The sequence below is a fragment of the Asticcacaulis sp. EMRT-3 genome (assembly GCF_030027245.1).
Lineage (GTDB): Bacteria > Pseudomonadota > Alphaproteobacteria > Caulobacterales > Caulobacteraceae > Asticcacaulis.
Window position 1 is genome coordinate 2,346,682 of the sequence record NZ_JASERT010000001.1, and the last position, 20,843, is coordinate 2,367,524.

19 protein-coding genes are annotated in these 20,843 nt (G+C 61.9%); 5 read left to right on the forward strand and 14 right to left on the reverse strand.

The features are described from left to right. Positions 1-10 precede the first annotated feature (10 nt). On the reverse strand, positions 11-220 hold the full coding sequence (locus QB905_RS11140) for a hypothetical protein (RefSeq protein WP_282975100.1): 210 nt from the start codon (positions 218-220) through the stop codon (positions 11-13). Here QB905_RS11140 and rimO point away from each other — a divergent pair. Then, a complete protein-coding gene (gene rimO, locus QB905_RS11145) occupies positions 219-1,625 on the forward strand; it encodes a 30S ribosomal protein S12 methylthiotransferase RimO (RefSeq protein ID WP_282975101.1) in 1,407 nt (468 codons plus the stop codon). The two genes, QB905_RS11140 and rimO, sit on opposite strands and share 2 nt — an antisense overlap. A gap of 50 nt (positions 1,626-1,675) precedes the next feature. Here the strand turns inward: rimO and trxA are convergent, their stop codons facing one another. From trxA to QB905_RS11180, 7 genes are read right to left on the reverse strand one after another with little or no spacing between them, the layout of a single operon-like run. Further along, the gene (trxA, locus tag QB905_RS11150) at positions 1,676-2,002 is read right to left on the reverse strand and encodes a thioredoxin (protein WP_282975102.1); all 327 of its coding nucleotides are present in this window, start codon (positions 2,000-2,002) and stop codon (positions 1,676-1,678) included. Between the two features lie 54 nt (positions 2,003-2,056). Beyond that, positions 2,057-5,563, reverse strand: coding sequence for a double-strand break repair helicase AddA (gene addA, locus QB905_RS11155; protein WP_282975103.1), 3,507 nt, complete (start codon positions 5,561-5,563; stop codon positions 2,057-2,059). Continuing rightward, the gene (gene addB, locus QB905_RS11160; protein WP_282975104.1) at positions 5,556-8,570 is read right to left on the reverse strand and encodes a double-strand break repair protein AddB; all 3,015 of its coding nucleotides are present in this window, start codon (positions 8,568-8,570) and stop codon (positions 5,556-5,558) included. The genes addA and addB overlap by 8 nt, the downstream gene beginning before the upstream one ends. Further along, positions 8,567-9,277 carry a nucleotidyltransferase family protein gene (locus QB905_RS11165; protein ID WP_282975105.1) on the reverse strand — a complete coding sequence of 237 codons (711 nt, stop codon included), beginning with the start codon at positions 9,275-9,277 and terminating at the stop codon, positions 8,567-8,569. Before QB905_RS11165 ends, addB begins: the two co-directional genes overlap by 4 nt. After that, positions 9,274-10,377, reverse strand: coding sequence for an N-acetylmuramate/N-acetylglucosamine kinase AmgK (amgK, locus tag QB905_RS11170; RefSeq protein ID WP_349252570.1), 1,104 nt, complete (start codon positions 10,375-10,377; stop codon positions 9,274-9,276). Before amgK ends, QB905_RS11165 begins: the two co-directional genes overlap by 4 nt. After that, positions 10,374-10,853 (reverse strand): tRNA (adenosine(37)-N6)-threonylcarbamoyltransferase complex ATPase subunit type 1 TsaE, encoded by a 480-nt coding sequence (gene tsaE / locus QB905_RS11175; RefSeq protein ID WP_282975106.1) that lies wholly within the window; start codon positions 10,851-10,853, stop codon positions 10,374-10,376. Before tsaE ends, amgK begins: the two co-directional genes overlap by 4 nt. Then, positions 10,846-11,661, reverse strand: coding sequence for a 1-acyl-sn-glycerol-3-phosphate acyltransferase (locus QB905_RS11180; protein WP_282975107.1), 816 nt, complete (start codon positions 11,659-11,661; stop codon positions 10,846-10,848). The genes tsaE and QB905_RS11180 overlap by 8 nt, the downstream gene beginning before the upstream one ends. Positions 11,662-11,740: 79 nt before the next feature. Here QB905_RS11180 and QB905_RS11185 point away from each other — a divergent pair, with 79 nt between their 5' ends. Both QB905_RS11185 and QB905_RS11190 read left to right on the forward strand, forming a co-directional pair. Continuing rightward, entirely contained in the window at positions 11,741-11,878 is a 138-nt protein-coding gene (locus tag QB905_RS11185) for a hypothetical protein (protein ID WP_282975108.1), read from the forward strand. A 173-nt stretch (positions 11,879-12,051) separates the two neighbouring features. Continuing rightward, positions 12,052-12,816, forward strand: a complete 765-nt coding sequence (locus tag QB905_RS11190) for a hypothetical protein (protein ID WP_282975109.1) — start codon at positions 12,052-12,054, stop codon at positions 12,814-12,816. A 368-nt stretch (positions 12,817-13,184) separates the two neighbouring features. On the opposite strand, the gene rplS is transcribed toward QB905_RS11190, so the two are convergent. From rplS to QB905_RS11220, 6 genes are all read right to left on the reverse strand, one after another. Continuing rightward, positions 13,185-13,628 carry a 50S ribosomal protein L19 gene (rplS, locus tag QB905_RS11195; protein WP_282975110.1) on the reverse strand — a complete coding sequence of 148 codons (444 nt, stop codon included), beginning with the start codon at positions 13,626-13,628 and terminating at the stop codon, positions 13,185-13,187. A 44-nt stretch (positions 13,629-13,672) separates the two neighbouring features. Continuing rightward, positions 13,673-14,413: a tRNA (guanosine(37)-N1)-methyltransferase TrmD gene (trmD, locus tag QB905_RS11200; RefSeq protein ID WP_282975111.1), complete on the reverse strand. Its 741-nt coding sequence runs from the start codon at positions 14,411-14,413 to the stop codon at positions 13,673-13,675. A 26-nt stretch (positions 14,414-14,439) separates the two neighbouring features. Next, positions 14,440-16,779: a TonB-dependent receptor gene (locus tag QB905_RS11205; RefSeq protein ID WP_282975112.1), complete on the reverse strand. Its 2,340-nt coding sequence runs from the start codon at positions 16,777-16,779 to the stop codon at positions 14,440-14,442. Positions 16,780-16,991: 212 nt separating this feature from the next. Then, positions 16,992-17,681, reverse strand: coding sequence for a pentapeptide repeat-containing protein (locus QB905_RS11210; RefSeq protein ID WP_282975113.1), 690 nt, complete (start codon positions 17,679-17,681; stop codon positions 16,992-16,994). 331 nt (positions 17,682-18,012) lie between these two features. Next, positions 18,013-18,975: a malate dehydrogenase gene (gene mdh, locus QB905_RS11215; RefSeq protein ID WP_282975114.1), complete on the reverse strand. Its 963-nt coding sequence runs from the start codon at positions 18,973-18,975 to the stop codon at positions 18,013-18,015. Positions 18,976-19,103: 128 nt separating this feature from the next. Further along, a complete protein-coding gene (locus QB905_RS11220; RefSeq protein WP_282975115.1) occupies positions 19,104-19,607 on the reverse strand; it encodes a hypothetical protein in 504 nt (167 codons plus the stop codon). A gap of 395 nt (positions 19,608-20,002) precedes the next feature. Between QB905_RS11220 and sdhC the strand changes: the two genes are divergently transcribed. Next, entirely contained in the window at positions 20,003-20,458 is a 456-nt protein-coding gene (gene sdhC, locus QB905_RS11225) for a succinate dehydrogenase, cytochrome b556 subunit (protein ID WP_282975116.1), read from the forward strand. After that, on the forward strand, positions 20,455-20,841 hold the full coding sequence (gene sdhD, locus QB905_RS11230) for a succinate dehydrogenase, hydrophobic membrane anchor protein (RefSeq protein WP_282975117.1): 387 nt from the start codon (positions 20,455-20,457) through the stop codon (positions 20,839-20,841). Before sdhC ends, sdhD begins: the two co-directional genes overlap by 4 nt. Positions 20,842-20,843: the final 2 nt, after the last annotated feature.

The following is a 20,843-nucleotide window of genomic DNA, read 5'->3' on the forward strand; positions in this document are numbered from 1 at the left end:
GAACGGCGGGTCAGGAATAACTTTCAAATCGGACGGTTTTGTGATTATGCAGGGCCATACAACAAAATCGCAGGAATGAAACCTGCCATTTTGTTGTATGGCTTTTTTTGCGTTCAGTCGCCACGCAGGCTTTCCTCGCAAACGGCTCGGACGCGCCGTCGCGCTTGCCGGTTGTTCCAACCGGAAAATCTCCAATTTCAAACAGCAAGTTCCAGTTCATGACCACCTCCTCGTCCGCGCAACCCAGCGTCGGTTTTGTCTCCTTAGGCTGCCCCAAGGCGCTGGTCGATTCCGAGCGCATCCTGACCCGCCTGCGCGGCGAAGGCTATGCCACCTCGGCCTCTTACGGCGGCGCGGACGTGGTGGTGGTCAATACCTGCGGCTTCCTCGATTCGGCCAAGGAAGAAAGCCTCAATGCCATCGGCGAGGCGCTGAACGAAAACGGTAAGGTGATCGTCACCGGCTGCATGGGCGGCGAAGAGGCCATGATCCGCGCCCGCTTCCCCAATGTGGCGGCGGTGACCGGCGCACACCAGTATGATGCGGTGATGGACGCGGTTCACAAGGTTGTGCCGCCGAAGCCCGACCCGTTTCGCCCGCTGGTGCCCGAAAATGATGCAGGCGTGCGCCTGACGCCGAAGCACTATGCCTATCTGAAAATCTCCGAAGGCTGCGACCACCGCTGTTCCTTCTGCATCATCCCGTCTTTGCGCGGTGACCTGGCTTCGCGCCCGGTGGCCGATGTGCTGCGCGAAGCCGAAACCCTGGCCAAGTCTGGCGTGAAAGAATTGCTGGTCGTGTCGCAGGACACCTCCGCCTACGGTCTCGACATCAAATATGCCCAGAGCGAATGGCGCGGCCAGAACTGGCACGCCTCGTTCGAGGATTTGTCACGCGGCTTAGGCGAACTCGGTATCTGGGTGCGGATGCACTATGTCTATCCCTATCCGCACGTCAATGCGGTGATTCCGCTGATGGCCGAGGGCAAGATCCTGCCCTATCTCGACATACCGTTTCAGCACGCCAGCCCGAAAATCCTCAAATTGATGAAGCGGCCCGGCAATCAGGATAAGACCCTGCAACGCATTGAATCGTGGCGCGAAATCTGCCCCGATATTACCCTGCGCTCGACCTTTGTGGTCGGTTTTCCCGGCGAAACCGAGGCCGATTTCAACCTGTTGCTCGACTGGCTGGAAGCCGCGCAACTCGATCGCGTTGGCGCTTTCGCCTATGAGAATGTCACCGGCGCAGCGGCGCAACACCTGCCCGATCATGTGCCCGAAGAGGTCAAGCAAGACCGGCTCGCCCGCTTCATGGCCGCCGCCTCGCGCATTTCGGCGGCGAAGCTGCAAGCCAGGGTGGGCCGCATCGAAGAGTGCCTTGTCGATGACATCCGCAATGACGGCACCGCCATCGCCCGCACGCGCGGCGATGCGCCCGAAATCGACGGCCATATCTTCCTGAAGGGCTTTAACGGGCTGAAGGCGGGCGATCTGGTCAAGGCGAAAGTCACGTGGGCCGATCATTACGACCTGTGGGGCGAACCCGAAGGCCTGATCAAGCTGAACCGCGTCCCCGGTGCGGTGCCGAAGCGCCGGATGCACAACCTGATTTCACGTCTTTAAAGCGCGTTTCGATTCGACAAACGCAAATCGAAACGCGCCCCAGCGCCAAATCAGGCGATGCTGTTTTCGCTCAACCACTCGACCAGCTTGGCCTTGGGCATGGCGCCCACCTTCATCGAGGTCATCTGGCCGCCCTTGAACAGCATCATGGTCGGGATGCCGCGCACGCCAAACCGCGACGGCGTCATGGGCGAATCTTCGATGTTCAGTTTGGCGATCTTGACCTTGTCGCCCAGCCCTTCGGCCAGCTCTTCGAGGATCGGCGCGATCTGCTTACAGGGCCCGCACCATTCCGCCCAGAAATCGACCAGAACCGGCGTGTCGGAATTGAGCACGTCGCTCTCAAAGCTTTCGTCAGTGATCTTATGCGTCGCCATCATGGGCTCCTTTTCAATACTTGGCTTCATATGTAAGCGTCATGAGGGCCGAAATCAACGCGCCAGAATCTCCGCGAGGCTGAGATTTACTAAAGCCTCGCTTAAGGGTGTTAATCTCGGCCCGTCCGTCCATAAAAGCGCCGCCTCCACCATCTTGTCGGGGTGGATACGCCGCAACAGGGCCACATATCCGGCCATCTGGCGCTGATAGGTTTTTGAGGCGTCTTCGGCGCGATCAGGGGCCGGACGGTTGGATTTATAATCGATGATCAGTACACGGTCTTTCGTGATCACCAGCCGGTCGATGCGGCCCGACACCTTCACCGCTTCGCCCGACGCATTGACGCCGATCTGTCCGGCCAGCGCCACTTCCGGGCGCGAATTGGGCCCGAAGGCCTCGGTAAAGTGCGGATGATCGAGCACGGCCAGCACAGCCCCCGCCATCTCCGTACGCTGGGCGGCGTCAAGGTCGTCCTGCCGCCCCAGATAGCGCGCCGCCACATCGCCGCGCCGTTCTGGCGTCACTTCGGGCAGGATTTCGAACAGCTTGTGGATCAGTTCACCGCGCCGGTAACGCCCCAGACCCTTTTGCCGGGAAAGCGGTGATGGCGCGCGCTCATCCTCCTCGCGCTCATCATCGCCCATTTGCGAAATGGCCCGCCAGCGTTCGAGATCGACCTCGGCCTGCGCCACATCCGCCAGCGCAAAATCAGGCAGGATCACCGCCTCTGTCCTGCGCTCTGCTTCCGGCGTCAGGGCCGGGGCGCGCTGGCCAAAGGTGCGGATGACCGCCTTATCGGTCATCTCCATATCGTCGAAAGGCCGCTGCAAGGCCATGCTCTCGCTGCCCGCTTCCGGCAAGCGATCAAAAGCCTGATCGAGCAGATCGTACCAGGCGCCAAACTGCCCCGGCTTCGGCGTCTTCTTGCCGGCAAAACCGCACAGGGTCAGGCGGTCACGCGCCCGCGTCAGGGCCACATAGAGCAGGCGCAGCCCCTCCTGTTCGTCGCGCATCGTTTTAGCATCGCGCAGAGCGCTGATCGCCTGCACGTCACCCTTGCGGCTGGCGCTCAGGAAGATGTCACCCTCTTCACCGAGCATCAGCAGGTCGTCCTTGCTGGCGCTGGTGTGCTGCGGGCCGATCGGCAGGATCACCCACGGCGCTTCCAGCCCTTTTGATCCGTGTACGGTCATCACCCGCACAGCCCGCCCGCCCTCTTCCTGTTCGCGCTTGATCTGGGCGGCGCGAAATTCAAACAGATCGAGGCAGGCCACCAGTCCGCTTTCACCCGCCGTCTCGCCTTGCAGGGCCAGACCCAGGGTTTCATCCAGCACATCCTCGCATTCATCGCCCAGCCGCGTCAGGAAGCGCTGCTTCATGCTGCGGCCAGCCATATCGCGGCGATTGAGCACGCGCGCCAGAAAATCAAAGGCGCTCAAACCGCGCGACAGCCGCAAGGCCCAGCCGAGCAGGGCGCGCGCCTCGGCAAATCGGCCTGTCTCTTCGGGATAATGGCGCAGCGCACTCCATAGCGCGCCCTCGCGGCCCTGCGCCAGTTGGTAGAGATCGTCCTCGTCGAGATCGCACAAGGGGCTGCGCAAGCAACAGGCCAGCGATAAATCATCTTCGGGACGCAGACAAAAGCGCAGCAGGGCGCGTAAGTCCTGAAAAGCGATATGATCGCCAAGTTTCAGCCGGTCAGCGCCCGAAACGGCCACGCCAGCCATCTTCAGTTCACGGATGATGTGTTCGAACAAGGCATCGCGTTTGCGCACCAGTATCAAAACGTCCCCGGCGTGCAGCGGGCGCGCGGCCTCGCTTTTCTTTTCATAGACGGCGCGGCCCGCCTGAATTTCGGCGCGCACCACCGATGCGATCTGACGCGCCAGCCTTTTAGCCGCCGGTTCGCTGTTCGGCTGATCGACGGGGGCGATGTCGAGATCATCAGCCGACGCATCGGGTGCATCGATCGGCTGGACCAGCGGCCACAGCTCGACAAAGCCATGCGGGCCGGAACGGCGCGCCCGGTGCTGAATCAGATTGCCGGTGAAATTGAGCGCATGGGCCAGATCAGGGGCCGGGAAGACGGCATCGACGAAGCCCAGCAGTTCGGGCAGGGTGCGCCAGCTATCGATCAGATCGGGGGCGACGAACTTTTGACCCGCCCCGCGCACCAGCCCATCGAAATACCGTCCGGCCTCGATAAAGCGGTCGGGCCGCGCGCCCTGAAAGCCATAGATGGATTGCTTTTCATCGCCGACGGCAAAGACGGTGCGCTCCTCCGCACCCTGGCCTCGCCCGGAGAAAAACTCGCCCGACAGCGCTTTCACAATCTCCCACTGATCATCGGATGTGTCCTGCGCCTCATCGACCAGAATATGCTCGAGCCCGCCATCCAGCTTGAACAGAACCCAGATCGACATGTCGCTATCGGCCAGCAAACCCTTGGCCCTGTTGATCAAATCCTGAAAATCAAGCACGCCTTCGCGCTGTTTCAGGGTCTGATATATCTCGCTAAATTCAAGAAACAGGATGATGGCATCAAGCGTGTTTTGCGCAACTTCGGCGGCTTTTTTACGGGCCACGACTTCAGCGACGGCCTCAGCCAGACGGTGCAGATGCTGCTTGTCCGATTCGCTCGCCTTGCCGCTGTAAGTATGATCGCTGAAGGTATCTTTGTCGGTATAGAAACATTTGTAATAGAGGTGCAGATCGAACGCCCCATTGCGGCTGGCCTCGATAACCGCCAGTAATTTAGCGCCGGTTTTTTTATTGTTGGCACCGTCTGTATTGGACATGGAGTTTGCCAGATCAGCAATTGACGGCCAGTGCAGCTCTGCTTCAAAGCGCGCTACGATCATCTCTGGCGCAAGCGTCTCTTCCAAACCGAGACTGGCATAAATCGCCTGCGCCAAAGCACTGCCATGACTCACGCGAAACCGGTTTAAAGCTGCCGCAATCGTATCGTGCTGGATAACGAACTGCGCCAATAGCCGCTCGAAACCGGAAACCTTCAGCTTACGGATCAATCGGTCGCGCGCTTCGGTCAGGCCTTCGGGTTCGGAAAGTGTGAGCAGGGCGTCGGTGGCGGCTTGCGCCAGCGCCCGGCCTTTCAGATCGTCCATCACCTGAAAGGCGGGCGATAGTCCGGCTTCGAGCGGAAAACGGCGCAGCAGCTTCTCACAAAAAGCGTGCAGGGTCTGAATCTTCAGCCCGCCCGGCGTTTCCAATGCGCTGGCGAACAGGGCGCGGGCGCGGGCCAGATCGTGTGTCGCTTCGCCAATCTCGATCAGGTCTTTGGCCAGGGCTTTGTCATCGGCCACCGCCCAGCCGCCCAGGTGTTCAAACAGACGCCCCTGCATTTCGGCGGCGGCGGCCTTGGTATAGGTGACGCACAGAATGCGTTCGGGTTTCGCACCATTGAGCAGCAGGCGCGCCACGCGATTGACGAGGGTGGAGGTCTTGCCGGAACCGGCATTGGCGGTCAGGAAGGCCGAAGCGCCGGGATCGGCGGCAACGTTCTGGGGGTTATTTTGGGGGTTATTTTGAGGGTCAGGCATCGGCGTCCTCAGCATCCGCACCGGCCTCCTCATCGCCCAGCACATGCCACTCATAAAGCCGCGCCAGATGGTCGTAATCGCCGCCGCGCGTTTTCAGAAACTTTGGCGCGAACCACGACACATAACCCTTATTCGCATCGGCATAGGCATCGAGGCGCCGTTGCAGACTGGTTAGGGCCGCGTCCGCCGCTTCATCGGCAATGGCTTGCCGCTCAATCGCATTGCGCGGTTTGGCGCTGTCAGGCGTGACGCGGACATAGACCAGCTCACCCATCGGCCGGTCGGGCAGGCCGGCAAAACCGCCACCGCGCACAATGGCCGCCGTCAGGGTCAGTTGCGGATAAAAGCCCGCCATGACTTCTTTAACGGCAGGAAGTTGGCCGGTCTTGAAATCGAGAATATCAATGGCCTCATCGCGCACCTCGATACGGTCGGCGCGGGCGGTCAGAAGAAAAGGCCCGGCGGCGGTGGACAGGCTCAGTTCGCCGCTCTGCTCAACCCATATGCGCGGCCTGTGCGCCCGGCGCTTTTGTTCGAAATCGACATATTCGCGCGCCAGTCCGGGCAGCAGCGGCCTTTGCAGCGCCATCTGGGCAGGCGACAGGCGCGTGGCGGCCAGTTCGGCATCCAGCACTTCGGTCAGTTGCTCTATACCGGCCTCGCCGAGCGGCAGATTCTCCACCACGAAGCGCTCAAGGCTCCTGTGGATGGCCGTGCCGCGCTGGCGCGCCTCGACCGGCTCATTGGGGCGGTCGAGCGTGCGCAAGGCCAGAATGCGCCTTGCATAGACCGCGTAAGGGTCGCGCACAAAGGTTTCGACCTCGGTGACCGGCATCCGGCGCGGGCGCACCTCAAGCGGCGGCTTTGGATCGGGCCGCGCGGCGGGCCGCAGGCGGTCGGGCCGTTTGGCAAGGCCCGCATCGAGCGCGCGCGCCCAGTCGAGAATTTCAGGCCGCGTCGGCAAGTCCAGCCCCGCGCCCTTGCACAGGGTTTCCAGCCGCCACAGCCAGCGCGACGCCACCTGCGGCTGGCCTTCGCGGCGATGGCGCGTGATCAGCCACGCTTCGGGTGCGCAGGCCGCCTGCACAAAATCATGGGCCGAAAGACCGGTGCGCCGTTCAGGCGAAGGCAGGCCCAGACGCTGGCGCATTGGCCGCGACAGGAAGGGGTCAAGCTCCGGCGCCTGCGGCCACACGCCTTCTTCGAGGCCCGCCAGAATCAGCCGGTCGGCGCTGACAAGGCGCGCTTCGATGGCCCCCAGAATGCGCAGGCGCGGATGGGTATTGCCGCCGGTGCGCATCTTGGTCTGTTGCAGCATCTGGCCGAGAATATGGGCCAGATCGGCCAGATCGCGTAAGGCAAAGCCCTGACCTTCGCGGATCAGTTCGGCCAGCAAGGCCGATGCCTGCGCCCCCGGCGCGCCCGCCCACAAAACCTGCCCGTCTTCACGCGCCATCGCTTCGGCCAGAGCGATAAAGCGATGCAGGCCCGCGCCGAAATCGATGTAATCGGCCTGGGCTTCGGGCAGGATCAGAGCCAGATAGTCCGTCCACAGACGAATGGCCTCTTCGTCGCGCTTTTCGCAGGCCTCCAGCACGGCCATGACATCATCCGGGCCATTGGGCGTGGCTCCGCGCAGAGCGCGGCGCTCCAGTCCGGCCAGTCCGGCATGGCCGCTGAAGCGGCACAGAGGATTATTGAACAGACCCAGCAGGCGCACAGGATCGGCAGGATCTTGCACCAGCGCCAGCAGATCGCTCAGGTAACGCCCGACCGGCGTATGGGCCAGCGGTTCGCCCGCCGAGGAATCGGGTTGCAGACCCCAGCGTGACAAACGCGCCGTCACCCGGCGCGCCAGTGTGATGTCGGGCGTGATCAGGGCCGCCACCTTGCCCGGCATTTCCAGCGTTTCGCGCATCAGAAGCGCAATGACCGTGGCGGCCTCTTCATCGCGGCCCGTCTCTATCAGATTGAGGCCCTGCAAGCCTTCGGCCAGCACATCGCCTTGCGCGCCGCTGCGCAAGATGGCGATCTGGGCCAGCCAGTCGCGGGTGGCCTCCGCCGGTCGCAGGGCTTCGTTGAGCAGGCGGCGGCGCGCTTCCGGGGCGCGCTGCGTCCGGGCGGCAGCGGGCCAGATTCGCACCTGTTCGCGCCCAACCCCATTGCGTTCGAGCGCCCGCTTCATGGTATTTTGCGGGTGGGAATCGCCAATCTGCGCCCAGGCCTCATCGGCCAGAGACAGATCAAGCCCCGGCAGCAGCACCGCACCACGCGGCGCGCGCGCCACCAGCCCGGCCAGATCGGCCATTGAAGGTGCAGACCCCGTAGTGCCCGCCAGAACCAGCGGCATTTCGGGCGGATGCTCCGTCCACTGATCAATCAGCCTGCGAATCAGCGCCACCTGCCGCTGCGACGGATCCATCAGGCCGAGATCATGCAGTTTTTCCGGCCAGCTTTTAACGGCAATGGCCAGAAAGCGCGCTGATACCTGCCAGTGCTCGGCCCAAGATTCCAACACATATTGCGCCTCGCCAACGCCTTGCACCAGCGCATCCAGCTTGTCGGTGGCGTCAATCTCTTCCAGCGCCAGCGAATCGAAAAAACCGGCCAGACTGTCAGCCAGTTCGAGCGCACGGCGCGCGCTTAAGGCGCTGTCATGATGGGCGCTGACCAGACGCGCCAGTTCGAAGCGGCGGCGCAGGGGCGACAACGCAGGCGGCAGATCGAGCGCCAGCGCATCAAGATCAAACGGCGGTTCGCCCTCATCGAGATCACCGATGGCGCGGATCTGCGGCAACAGCAAAGCGCCGTCTCCGGCCAGAGCCGAAAAGGCGCGGGCCATAGCGCGCGCCCCGCGTCGCGTCGGAGTCAGCACCTGCGCTTCGGACAGCCGCGCCCCCAGCGCCGCGCTTAAGCCCTTAGCCAGATCATCCAGAAAATCGCGCCCGGCAGGCACGGTAAACCAGCGTGGGCCCGGAATGGCAAAGATGTCGGTCGGTAATATCACGCCGCTCGCCGCAACCGCGCCTCGGCCACGTCACGCGCCGCCGGATCACCAACGTGCATCCAGTCGCCCGTCATCAGCACGCCGGAAAGATGGCCCAAAGGTGCGGCCTGCCGCCAGATGTTCGCCAGCGAAAAGGCATCCTCCGCCACATTATCGGTGATGGAAGGATGGGTGATATGCACGCCCATATAATTATACGGCGCGGCTTCGGCCTCGCCACGAAAGCGGAGGCAGCCATCACCGGCCATGAAGAAATCACCCGCCCCGTCAAAGCCTGAGGTGCGCTCCATGCGCGCCAACAGCAGACAGGCCGCCATATCATCACGCCAGGCGTCGGCCAGCCGCGGCAGGGCCTCATCATCGCCGATCCACACGCTGTCCGTATTGGCCACCCAGATGGGGGCGTCGCCCAGCAGGGGCCGCGCTTTTTTCAGTCCCCCGCCGGTTTCGAGCAGGCTTGCGCGCTCATCCGATATGATAATATCGAGATCGCGGCGGCTTTTCAGATGGGCCTCCAGCTTGTCGGCGAAATAATGGACATTGACGACGAAACGCCTGGCGCCCGCCTGCGCCAGCCGGTCGAGCATATGGTCGAGCAGGGTCTTGCCGCCCACCTCGACCAGCGCCTTGGGCCGGTCATCGGTCAGAGGCCGCATCCGCGTGCCGAGGCCTGCGGCCAGAATGAAGGCGGTTTCAGGCGTGGTCATGGGGCAATATGCTCGCGGAAATCATGACGCTCGAACCAGCCGAGCAAGCCCTCCATGCCGGGCTGACGCAGATTGCGGCTTAAGTGACGCCACATGCGCGGCATGAAATCCGCATAGCGCGGCTTATGGTCACGCACGATCAGGCGGGCGAAAATCCCTAAGATGCGCGCCTCATTGAGCGTGGCCAGCGCCGTATAATCGGCCATAAAGGCTTCGCGGTCGAGCTGCGGGCGCAGGGCGAAATAATGATTGAGCGCGGCGGCTTCCAGTTCGGGCGCCACATCGCGGCGCGCATCCTGAAGCAAAGAATGCAGGTCCCAGCTCGGATGGGCGCGCAGGCAGTCCTGAAAATCGATCATACCGACGCGCGCTGCGCCCTCACGATCGGGCAGCCATAACAGGTTTTCGGCGTGGTAATCGCGGTGGGCAAAGACGCTGGCCCCCTGCTCGGCACGCTGGCGCAAGGGGGCCCACAGGGCTTCCCATTCTGCCAGCGCTTCGGGGGGAAGGGGCGGGGTATGAGCGAATTTCGGATACCATTCGACGAACAGATCGGCCCCGGTTTTCAGCGCCAGATCATCATAGGACAGCAGCGGCCAGCCATATTCACCATCGGGCGATAAGATTTCCGGCGGGGTCTGTTCGTGCAGGCGGGCCTGCGCCTCGATGGCCGACAAATAGAGCGGGGCCTCATCCTGTCCGCTGGCGATCAGGCGGGCGAACAGATCATCGCCGAGGTCTTCGCTGATCAGAAGCCCGTTCGCCGCATCGACCTCGTAAATCTGCGGTGCGGAAAGACCGTGATGGCGCAGAAAATTCGAGGCTGCCACGAAGGCTTCCATGCGGCCCGCCGCCAGCCGCGCCATCGCATTATAGCCCGAAGCCTTGCGCTCGGCTGGCGTTTCGTGCAGGCGGCAGGGCTGGGTTTCGAGCGCTGGCGGCTGATCCATCAGCATAAAGGTCAGGCCATCGGGGCGGGTCAGGCGTTCATAGCGGCGCGTCGAGGCGTCACCCGGCAGGGGCTGGCGCAGCGCATCGGCAAAACCGGCGCTGAGGAGAAAGCGCGCCTTGATCTCTTCCCGGTCATTCATAGCATTCATAGACGGTCCCTGAACCGGCCGCACGGCGTCAGCGTGGCGATACGCCCGTGGCCGGTTTGCGGAAAATTGGTCTTATCATCCTGTTCTAGGCTGATCTCCAGCCGGTCGTCAAAGCCCAAATGGCCGAGCCGGTCGGGCCATTCGATCAGCAGAACCGAACCGGCCAGAGCTTCATCAAGGCCCAGTTCATGCACCTCTTCCGGGCCGGGCAGGCGGTAAAGATCGAGGTGCCAGATGTCGAAGGCGGGCGTCTCATAGATCTGCATCAGGGTGAAGGTGGGCGAAGGCACCTCCTGATCGGGGTGGGTGAGGGCGCGGATCAGGCCGCGCGCCAGAGATGACTTGCCCATGCCGAGCGCGCCGGTCAGATAGACCACGTCCCCCGCCTTGAGCTGCGGCGCGATGGCGGCCCCCAGATTCATCGTGGCGGCCTCATCGGCCAGATGCAGATGTTGGTTGTGTGCAATATCAGCCATGAAAAACCTCGTCGGGGTGAAGCGGCAGGGTGTGTTCGACATAGGCTTTCAGCCGCTCGACCGTCAGATCGTCCGCGTTCGGATCAATAGGGGGGCCAAGGGTCAGGTCGAAGCGTTTTCCGGCCTTATTGAGCAGTTCGTGAAACAGGGTGATGTCGCGCAATTCCTGCGAAAAGCGGTTGAACAGGTGAAACCAGAAGGAATCGGGCCCGGCCACATGGACGGGAATGATCGGCGCGTCATATTTCTGCGCCAGCGATACGCAAGTGGTGGCCCAGGCCGGATCGCTAAGCTGGCCCGATCCATCGCGCCGCGCCAGCCGGCCCGCCGGAAACATGACCACGCAGGCCTCGCGCGCGAAAGCGTCACGGGCGGCGTGTAGCGTGGCGCGCGTCTTCTCGCGCGTCCGCCTGGCCTCGACCCATTCGACAGGGATCAGGCTTTCATCGAGGCGCGGATTGACGCGCAGCGCATCGGCATTGGCAAAGAAGATGAGGTCTTCGCGGCGGCGCAGCAGGGCGTCGCGCACGGCCAGCCCGTCGGCAATGCCGGTGGGGTGATTGCACACGACGAGGCAGCGGCCTGTGGCGGGCAGATGATCGAGGCGGCGCGCCGCCACCTCCAGATGCAGCAGGCCGGATACATGATCAAGCGCCGCATCGCCGCTCAAATCGCGGATGGCATCGGCCATGCCGACAGCCTTTTGATAACCGAGCACGGCATAGAGCAGGGGCCTGAGCACCCGCCACCAAGGCGTGCGCACAAGGCGCGGGGCGCGCTCCCAGATCAGTTGCTCAACAATATGCACGTTTAGTTTCCAGCCTGTTCCTGATCTGGAGCCATTTTCGTTTCTTGGCAAGCCCGATGATCCGGGTTACATTTCGGCCATGTCTGACAGGATAGAGCCCGATACCATCAGCGAAGACCGCCGCAGACCCAAGGCGCGCCTGCCCTATGCCCTTTTATGGCTGGCTGTGCTCGCCGGACTGGTTTTTGCCGCCACGGCGATAATTTTGCGTAGCTGAGGCCGTATTTTCGCGCCTCGACAGGGTTTCCTGCCTTAAGAAACTGTAAAGCCTCATAATTTTCAGGTCGCTGCGCGGTCTGCGCACAAGCCTTTGCGCGCGCGCCATTAACCACCTATAGTGGGGGTTGAAAAGAGCGGATAGGTCGCGGAATCTGGCGCTGCGGGGGTATAATGAACCGGAAAACCCTGTTGTGGGCGATGGCTTTGGTGGTGATCGTGCCGGCTGTGCTGGGCGGGGCCTACTGGGTCTATTGGGATCAGGTTGTGCGCTTTGCACCCGTGGTGATCAGCAATCCCGATGATGTGCCGAAAATCCAGTCCCTGCTCGACCGCGTCGATTATGTGTCGCCCGGCCCGCAAACGCGCTTTGTTTATCTGGTCACCTATCGCAACTGCGTGCCGTGCAATGATTATCAGCGCAAGGAATTCCCCAAACTGCAAGCCGCGGGCGTCGAAACGCGCGTCATTGTTTTCGCCCGCCCCGACAACCAGAATATCGCCCAGTCCTCGCCGGAAGAACGCTCCACCGTCGCCGAGCTGTGGCTGAACCGGAGCTGGCCGCTCTATGTGCAGTGGTTCAACACCCCTAATGAAAACTGGAAGGCCACGGGTCTGCCGGTTGCCGATAAGGACATGGCGCGGTCGGGCGTGGTGTGGGCATCGCGCGATTTCGTCGATGAACTGGGGCCGATCCTGCGCCGCAATAAGGTCAATGTCGGCTATCCGCTGATCATCTGGCGCGACGGCGATCATCAGCTCAAGGTCTGTAACTGCGCCTCCGAAAAAGCCTATCCGTTCATCCGTCAGGATTTCGGCATCGACAGCGATCTGGAGGCCGCCGCCAAGGGCTTGCTCAACTTACCGGCCAGGGTTTTGTCGCCGGGCAGCGAGGCGTCGAGCGCCTCGGTCGATGACGGCCCGGATGGCGGGCTGTAGTTTAGAGCGCTTTTCGATCTGATCGACTCAGATCGAAAAGCGCTCTAAGTTTTTGCTTACGCATCATGCCAAAAAGTGGCATCCACTTTTTGGCATGATGCTCTAGAGTCCACAGATGGACACAGATTTGCGAATGTCTTGCACGCTACCGCTATCGATGGAATTATGGCTCGAAAGCATGGCGCGGAGCGCCGGGAAAGCTTATCGGCTTGCTTTATAGATAGAGGTAGCGTGGCCCATGCGTTGAATATCTGTGTCCATCTGTGGATAAACCCTCTTGGCCCGCGCGCCGCTTAGACCGGGCAGCCAGCAAAAACCCCGCCGGTGAAAACCAGCGGGGTTTTGCCTTCAGATGGCCTGAAGGGATTTTAGGCTTCGGCGTCCGGGTTGCCGGAGGTTTCGGCGGCGGCCATCTGGGCGCGCAGCTCGGCGCCCTTGGAGCCGCGTGTCGAGCTCATCGAACGCTCGACGATACGGGCCGACTTGCCGCGACGGTCGCGCAGATAATAGAGCTTGGCGCGCCGCACGACGCCGCGACGCTTCACTTCGATCGATTCGATATTGGGCGACAGGATGGGGAACTTACGCTCGACGCCTTCGCCGAACGAGATCTTGCGGACCGTGAAGGTTTCATTGATGCCGGAACCGGCGCGGGCAATGCAGACGCCTTCAAAGGCCTGGATGCGCTCGCGCTCACCTTCCTTGATGCGGACATTGATGCGCAGCGTGTCGCCGGGCTGGAATTGCGGGAAGGTCTTGTCGCCTTTCAGCTTGGCGACTTCTTCGGCTTCGATCTGTTGAAGCAGGTTCATGGTCTTTATCCTTGTTTGTGGCGCTGCATGAACGCCGTTGAGGCTTACTTCCTTTTGGAAGCGCCGCTTAGCTGTAATTTGGAAAGATGGGCGGCCCACAGATCGGGTCGTCTCTCTTTCGTAACCGCCTCTCTTTGCTGCTGCTTCCAGACGGCCATCTTTTTGTGATCGCCGCTTAAAAGCACTTCGGGGATGTCGAGGCCCTCAAAACTGCGCGGTCTTGTGAACTGCGGCTGTTCGAGGAGGCCATCCTCAAAGCTTTCGTTATCGAGACTGGCGGACGCGCCGAGAACCCCCGGAATAAGCCGCACCACCGCCTCAATCGTTACCATCGCCGCCGCTTCTCCGCCCGCAAGGACGGCGTCGCCGACGCTGATTTCTTCGAATCCGCGCGCATCGAGCACACGCTGATCCACCCCTTCGAACCGTCCGCACAGAACAATCAGTCCCGGCTTTTCGGCCCATGCCTTAACCTTCGCCTGCGTCAGGGGCCTGCCGCGCGCGCTCATATACACCAAGGGGCGCTCGGAAATCTCAAGCGAATCAAGCGCTTTGGCGATCACATCCGCCTTCAGAACCTGACCCGGCCCGCCGCCTGCCGGGGTGTCGTCAAGAAAGCCGCGCTTATCGCTTGAATAGTTACGAATGTCCAGTGTTTCCAAGGCCCAGCGCGCAGATTCTTTCCATGCCGTGCCGATCAGCGATACGCCAAGCGGCCCCGGAAAGGCTTCGGGGAACATGGTCAGGACGGTGACCTGATAAGGTTTTGGGGCGTCGTCGGACATGGTGCGCTGCCCTTACAGGAAAGCGCTCAATACTGCAACCTGAGGGTCAGGCCCCAGGTGCGCGGCAGTCCTAAGAAGGCGTCATAGGTGCCGCTCTGGAAGGGGGCGGCGAAGGCCACCTGCTCATAGGTGACATTGGTCAGGTTCTGGCCCCACAATTCGAGCGACCAGCCATCATCAGGCGAACTGAGCGCGATGCGCCCGCCCACCAGCGTATAGGCCTTCTGTTCCTTGACTGGATTAAGGTCTGAGCCGGTATTATAGGCGCTGTTATATTTGGCGCTGACGGTGATGCCTAAACGCAGATCACCGATGGGGTGGCTATAGTCCGCGCCATAAGCCGCCGACCATTTCGGCGCGAACGAGGCCGTGCCGTTTGCGATCAAAGGCAGGCCGGGTACGGCTTCGGAGCCGAACCTGGCCTCATCATAGGTGACGCCGCCATTCAGGGTCAGGTCGCCCATATAATAAAGCCCGTCCAGTTCGACGCCTTTCGAGCGCAGGTGCGGCACGGAATCGACGACGAAGGTGGTGCCGAGATAGGTGTTGAGCTGGAAGTTGTTGAAGGCTTCATCGAAGGCCGCCAGATTGAGGCTCAGGCGATTGGCCAGCCAGCGGCCCTTGGCGCCGATTTCATAGGAGCGCGAGGTTTCCGGCTTGAACGAGGAATCGCGATCCACCGTATCGTCGGGGTTTTGCTCGCGGTCGAGATTATAGCCCGTGCCCTTCCAGCCGGTGGCGTAGGACACATAGGTCATCAGGGTCGGCGTGGCCTGCCATTTCAGGCGCAACGAGCCGGTGGTGGCGTCCTCAGCATTGCGCTGGAACAGGACGAGGCCATTATAGGCCGGGTTCGACCACGGCAGGCACAAGACACTCAAACCACCCGTGGCCAGAGAACAGGCCTTGCCGCCATCGGAATTGGAAAAGCGGCTGGTCAAGAACTTGTCCTGATGGTTCCAGCGCAGACCGCCCAGCAGGGTCAGGCTGTTGGTCAGCTTCCAGTCGGCATGACCAAACAGCGCCACATTCTTGTCGCGCTGCTCATAGACATCGTGGCTGCCCTGACCGGCCACGAAGGACTGACCGACGGGCAGGCCGGTATAGCCGGACACCTTGGCGGGATCGGTTCCGCCCGACAGCAGCAGGCTGAGATAGGCCTCGTAATCGCTGCCATACAGGGTTTCGTCGTGGCGGCTCAGATCGTTCTGGTCGATATAGACACCGGCCATCCAGTTGAGCCGGTCGCCCGTGCCATTGAAACGGATCTCCTGCGACACCGTATCGAACTGGTTTTGCAGGCCGCCAATGTCGCGGTACAGGATGTCGGCGGCGGTGAAATCGCCGTCATAGCCGTTTTTGTCGGTCCAGCGGCGCACGGCGGTGATCGAGGTGAGCTGCACATGGTCGGTCAGTTTGAGATCGACCTGGGCCGACACGCCTTCATCGGTAATCGTCTGGTTAAGCGGGCGGTTCGACCAGACCTGACGCGCCTTGGGATCGGCGGTCATGGCCGTGCCGTCACCACCGGCGAGCTGATTGATATAGGCGGCGGTCGGGCCGACATTGAGGCCGACGGCGGCGCAGCAGGCCTCATCACGGTTGGTATAGTCAGCGATCAGGCGCACCGAGGCGCGGTCATTCGGCACATAGAGCAACTGGCCGCGGCCCGACCCGTAGTTCTGATCGGCATCATCCTTGCGCGTGGCCGGGCCATCGCCGGTATGGACATGGTATTGCCCGTCGCGCTGGCGTTTGGTGAGGAAGAGCGACCCGGCCCAGTGATCGCTGATCTTGCCGGTGGTGTAGAGCGAGGCACCGTAAGCCCCCATAGTACCTGCGTCGAGCGTCACATCGGCTTCGGGCGTGAAGGAGGGCCGCTTTGACACCACCTGAATGACGCCGGCCGAAGCGCCCTTGCCATAGACATCCGACTGCGGGCCTTTCAGGATTTCGATGCGGTCAAGCGGGCCCAGATCGCTCATCGCCGTGGCGGTGCGGGCGCGCGAAACGCCGTCGATCACCACGCCGACCGACGAATCGAGGCCGGGATTATCGCCCACCGTGCCGACACCGCGCAGGCGCGCCGTGGTCTGGGCTTCATTGGCGTCGGCGATGACGAACAGCGAAGGCGTCAGGTTTTGCAGATCGCGCAGATCGTGCGCCCCGGCCTTCTCCATCTGCTCGCCGCTGACCACGGCCATAGCCAGAGGCGTGCGGCTCAGGGGTTCGGGACGCTTTTGCGCTGTCACGATAATTTCGGTGATCGGGGCTTGCGCCGACTGCGCCAGAGCGGGCACGGCGTTGAAAACGAGGCCAGACAGGGCTGTGAAAGCCATCAGTCGTGAGGTCAGGAGCAGGGACATGTAACCATCTCTTGATGACGCAGGGGCAGGATGCCCGCCGCCCTATGTGCTTTGTGCGCCTTTCGCAAGTGCGCAAAAGACGTAGAGGCGCAGGCGTGAACCGGGGGAAGTTATAATCCCTAAGCCTATAACGAAATCGAAACCGCTGTTACTTGATGACGTTCATCGTTTTTCGCCGACTGTGGCGATGCGAAGACAGTCGGCACCACGGATTACCTGACCTTCAGGCCCAGTTCGGACAGCAGTTCGGCGGCCTGACCGCGCGAAATCGTGGCCCCTTTGAAGCGCCTTGCATCTTCGAGCCTTACGCCGCCAATGTCGCTGCCGCGCAGATCGCTGCCTTCGAAGCGCGCGTCCGACAGATCGGCATCGCGCAAACTGCAATCTTCAAAGACGGCATGGCGGAAATCGCAGGTGCGCAGGTCGGCATTGTGCATGTCGAGCGATTTGAGCGTCTGCTTGTTGAAATTGAAGCCGCGCAAACGGGCGTCATTGAGGCGGCATTCTTCAAACGTGGCGTCAAGCGCGCGTGCATCGTTGAAATCACAGCCGGTCAGCTTGCAGCTTTGAAAGCGCGCCTGCGCCAGGTGCGCGCCGCGAAAGCGCGCATTATTGACATCACAGCCGGAAAAGCGCGCTTCATTGAGGCTGGCGCTGGTGAAATCGGCGTGCGCGCCCTTGCACTTGATGAACTGCGCCTGTTCCAGCCTGGCCGAGGTGAATTTGGTCTTTTTGAGAATGCAGTCCTCGAACACCCAGCCATTGAGGATCATGTCGGACAGATCCAGCTCTTCCAGCTCGCAGCCGGTGAGCGTGACGGGCTGGCCCTGATTGGCCAGCAGCAGTACGCCTGCGCGGTTCAGTATCTGGTCGGTGACGATATGGGCGGGCGCTTCGATCATGGCCGCAGCATAGCGGTGTTGCGCCACCGCGAGAAGTCAAGAAACGATACGGAAAACAGAAACGCCCGCGCAAGGCACAGGCTTGCGCGGGCGTTGTCAGGTTTGTCGCCGGATCCAAAAGCGTGATGTTTTGATTTGGAAACACTTTAACTTCCCCTCTCCCTGCGTAGCGGGGAGAGGGCGGGAGCCTTAGCAAAGCGCAGGCGACCGGGTGAGGGGCATTCTTTATGCGCTTGCCAAGCCCCTCATCCGCCCTTCACTACGTTCAGGCCACCTTCTCCCCTTAAAAGGGGAGAAGGGAGGGTTGGGTGACGCAAACCTGCGATCAGGTCTAAGCCAGCGCCGGTTCGATGGTCTTGCAGGCCGCGATCAGGCCCTGCACGCTCTCAACCGACTTGGCGAACATCGCCTTTTCCTCGTCATTGGTCGAGAACTCAACGATGCGCTCGGCACCGTCCTTGCCGATCACGACCGGCACGCCGACATAGAGCCCACGCAGGCCATATTCGCCGTTGAGATAGGCGGCGCACGGCAGAACGCGCTTCTTGTCGAGCAGGAAGGACTTGGCCATCGCAATGGCCGATTCCGCCGGGGCATAGAAGGCCGAGCCGGTCTTCAGCAGGGCGACGATCTCGCCGCCGCCACCACGGGTGCGCTTGACGATGGCGTCAAGCTCGTCCTGCGTAAACCAGCCCTGCGCCACGCATTCCGGCAGGGGCAGGCCGCCGATCGTCGAATGGCGCACCATCGGCACCATGTCGTCGCCGTGACCGCCCAGGGTCCAGGCGTGGATGTCTTCGACCGACACGCCGGTCTTTTCAGCCAGGAAATAGGCAAAACGCGACGAATCGAGCACGCCCGCCATGCCGACCACTTTGGCGTGGGGCAGGCCGGAAAATTCGCGCAAGGCCCAGACCATCGCGTCGAGCGGGTTGGTGATGCAGATCACGAAGGCATTGGGCGCGTGCTGCTTGATGCCTTCGCCAACGGCCTTCATGACCTTCAGATTGATGCCGAGCAGATCGTCGCGGCTCATGCCGGGCTTGCGCGGCACACCGGCGGTCACGATGCAGACATCGGCGTCGGCGATACCGGCATAGTCGTTAGCGCCCTTCAGCGAAATGTCCTTGCCGAAAACGGCGGTGGCTTCGGCGAGATCGAGCGCCTTGCCTTGCGGCGTGCCTTCCATGATGTCGAACAGGACGATGTCGCCCAGTTCCTCGCGGGCGGCGATGTGGGCCAGCGTGCCCCCGATCATACCCGAACCGATCAAAGCAATTTTCGCGCGTGCCATGCAGGCTCCCTTCACTTGGAATGTACCGTGAAACGTTGTGCCGTTTGATGTGCAGCGCAACGCAAATCCGTGTTTGCGATCTAATCCTTAAGACTGCCGTGCGCAAGCCCCCTTTGTGGGGTGGATTTTCAGCCGGGGTGGCCGAGATGCACTTTTTCAAGACGTATCGGGGTTCTTTCCCCGCTGACCGACAGCATATGGCCGCTCCATTGGCCATCGGCCCCCTTGTGCAGATGCAGGACGGTCGGCGAACGGGCATGACCGGCAAAATAATTGATTTCGAGATCGTCGCCCTTCAGGGTGAGGTCGGAGATAAAGCCTGCCCGGTTGATACCGGCCCCGGCCAGAAATGAACGCCATGCGCCGCTCAGATCGTCGGAGGCCTTGCGTCCGGCGCGCAGTTCCAGACCGAGCAGTTTGCGGCCCGTGTCGTCTCTGACCAGCCACGAGCCTTCCATGTCGCTGGCGCGGGCCTGTCGCGCGCGATAGGCGGCGATGATGTCGGCGTTGAAACGTTGTTCGCGCTCGCTCTGCGGCCGGGCATAATTGCCATGATAGGCATTAACATCGACCGGGGCATCAATCGGGGCCGTTGACGGGCTGGCGGATTGGGCGGCAAGGGCGGCGGACATCAAAAGGACAGGCAACACGGGGCAGGCACTCGCAGGATAGGTTTGGGCAATGAAAGCGGGGGAACTTATCGAGACGCCAGCTTAAAACTTTGGACGCCGACCAGCAACCCGCCACCGGATATCCGCCGCCTTTGCGCGGAAAATGGGGCAAAGCTTGGGCGGAACGACCGTCCTCACGCGCCTGTGAACACGCTGTCCACCCCTTGGCGCGCTTGACACAGGACAAAAAATCCGCATCGCAACTGCGAAGCTTGATTGACAGGGCGGTGTCAGGGTCTAAAAGACCCGCAAGTGTAACCTTCCCGATCACTGTGTCGGGGCCTGTTTTTGCGTGCGATGCGTCAGCCGATGCGGAGCACCTGTATTCAAAGACCGTGGATCGAGGCTTATTCGCAATGTCCCAAACGGCTTCCAACAAGACGGCTGCTGATAAGACGGCGTCCGGCACCCCGTCGCCGACGCCCCGCCGCCCCCTGTCGCCGCACCTTCAGGTCTGGCGCTGGCACATCACCATGTTCACCTCGATCCTGCATCGCGTCACCGGCTTCGGTTCGGTGGCGGGACTGGTGATGATCGCCGCCTGGCTGGTCTGTCTGGCGCTCGGCCCGCAGGCCTATACGGGCTTTATGCTGTTCGGCAAAAGCCCGCTTGGCCTTCTGATCTGGTTCCTTTTGTCACTGGCAGGCTTTCTGCATATGACCGGCGGCATCCGCCACTGGGTCTGGGACATGGGCGCGGGCTTCAAACTGCCGCAGGCCGATGCGCTGGCCTTGTGGTTCATGATTCTGGGCGTCGTCCTCACCCTGGCCTTCTGGGCCTGTCTTCTCTTCAGCGGAAAGGTGATCCTGTGAGCAAGCGCGACCTGACCGGCCGTTCGGTGGCCGACTGGAAAAAATCCGAGCATCACGGCGCCCTTACCTGGCTGGCCGAACGCTTTTCGTCCATCGTCCTTCTGCCGCTGACCCTGTGGGCGGCCTGGGCGGCCTTGCAGATTTCGGGCGGCGGCCTCGAGGCGGCGCTGCATTTCGTCAGGGCACCGCTCAATGCGGGCCTGATCGCCCTGACCGTGCTGTTTTCGGTCTGGCACATGTATATGGGCCTGCGCGTCGTCGTTGAGGACTATATCAGCAAGGAAGAGGGCTTAGGCGTCTATCTGTTCCTCATCTTTCTTTTCAGCCTCGCGCTGCTGCTGGCTTGCGGCGGCGCGCTCTGGCTTGTCCATCAGGCGGCGTAAAC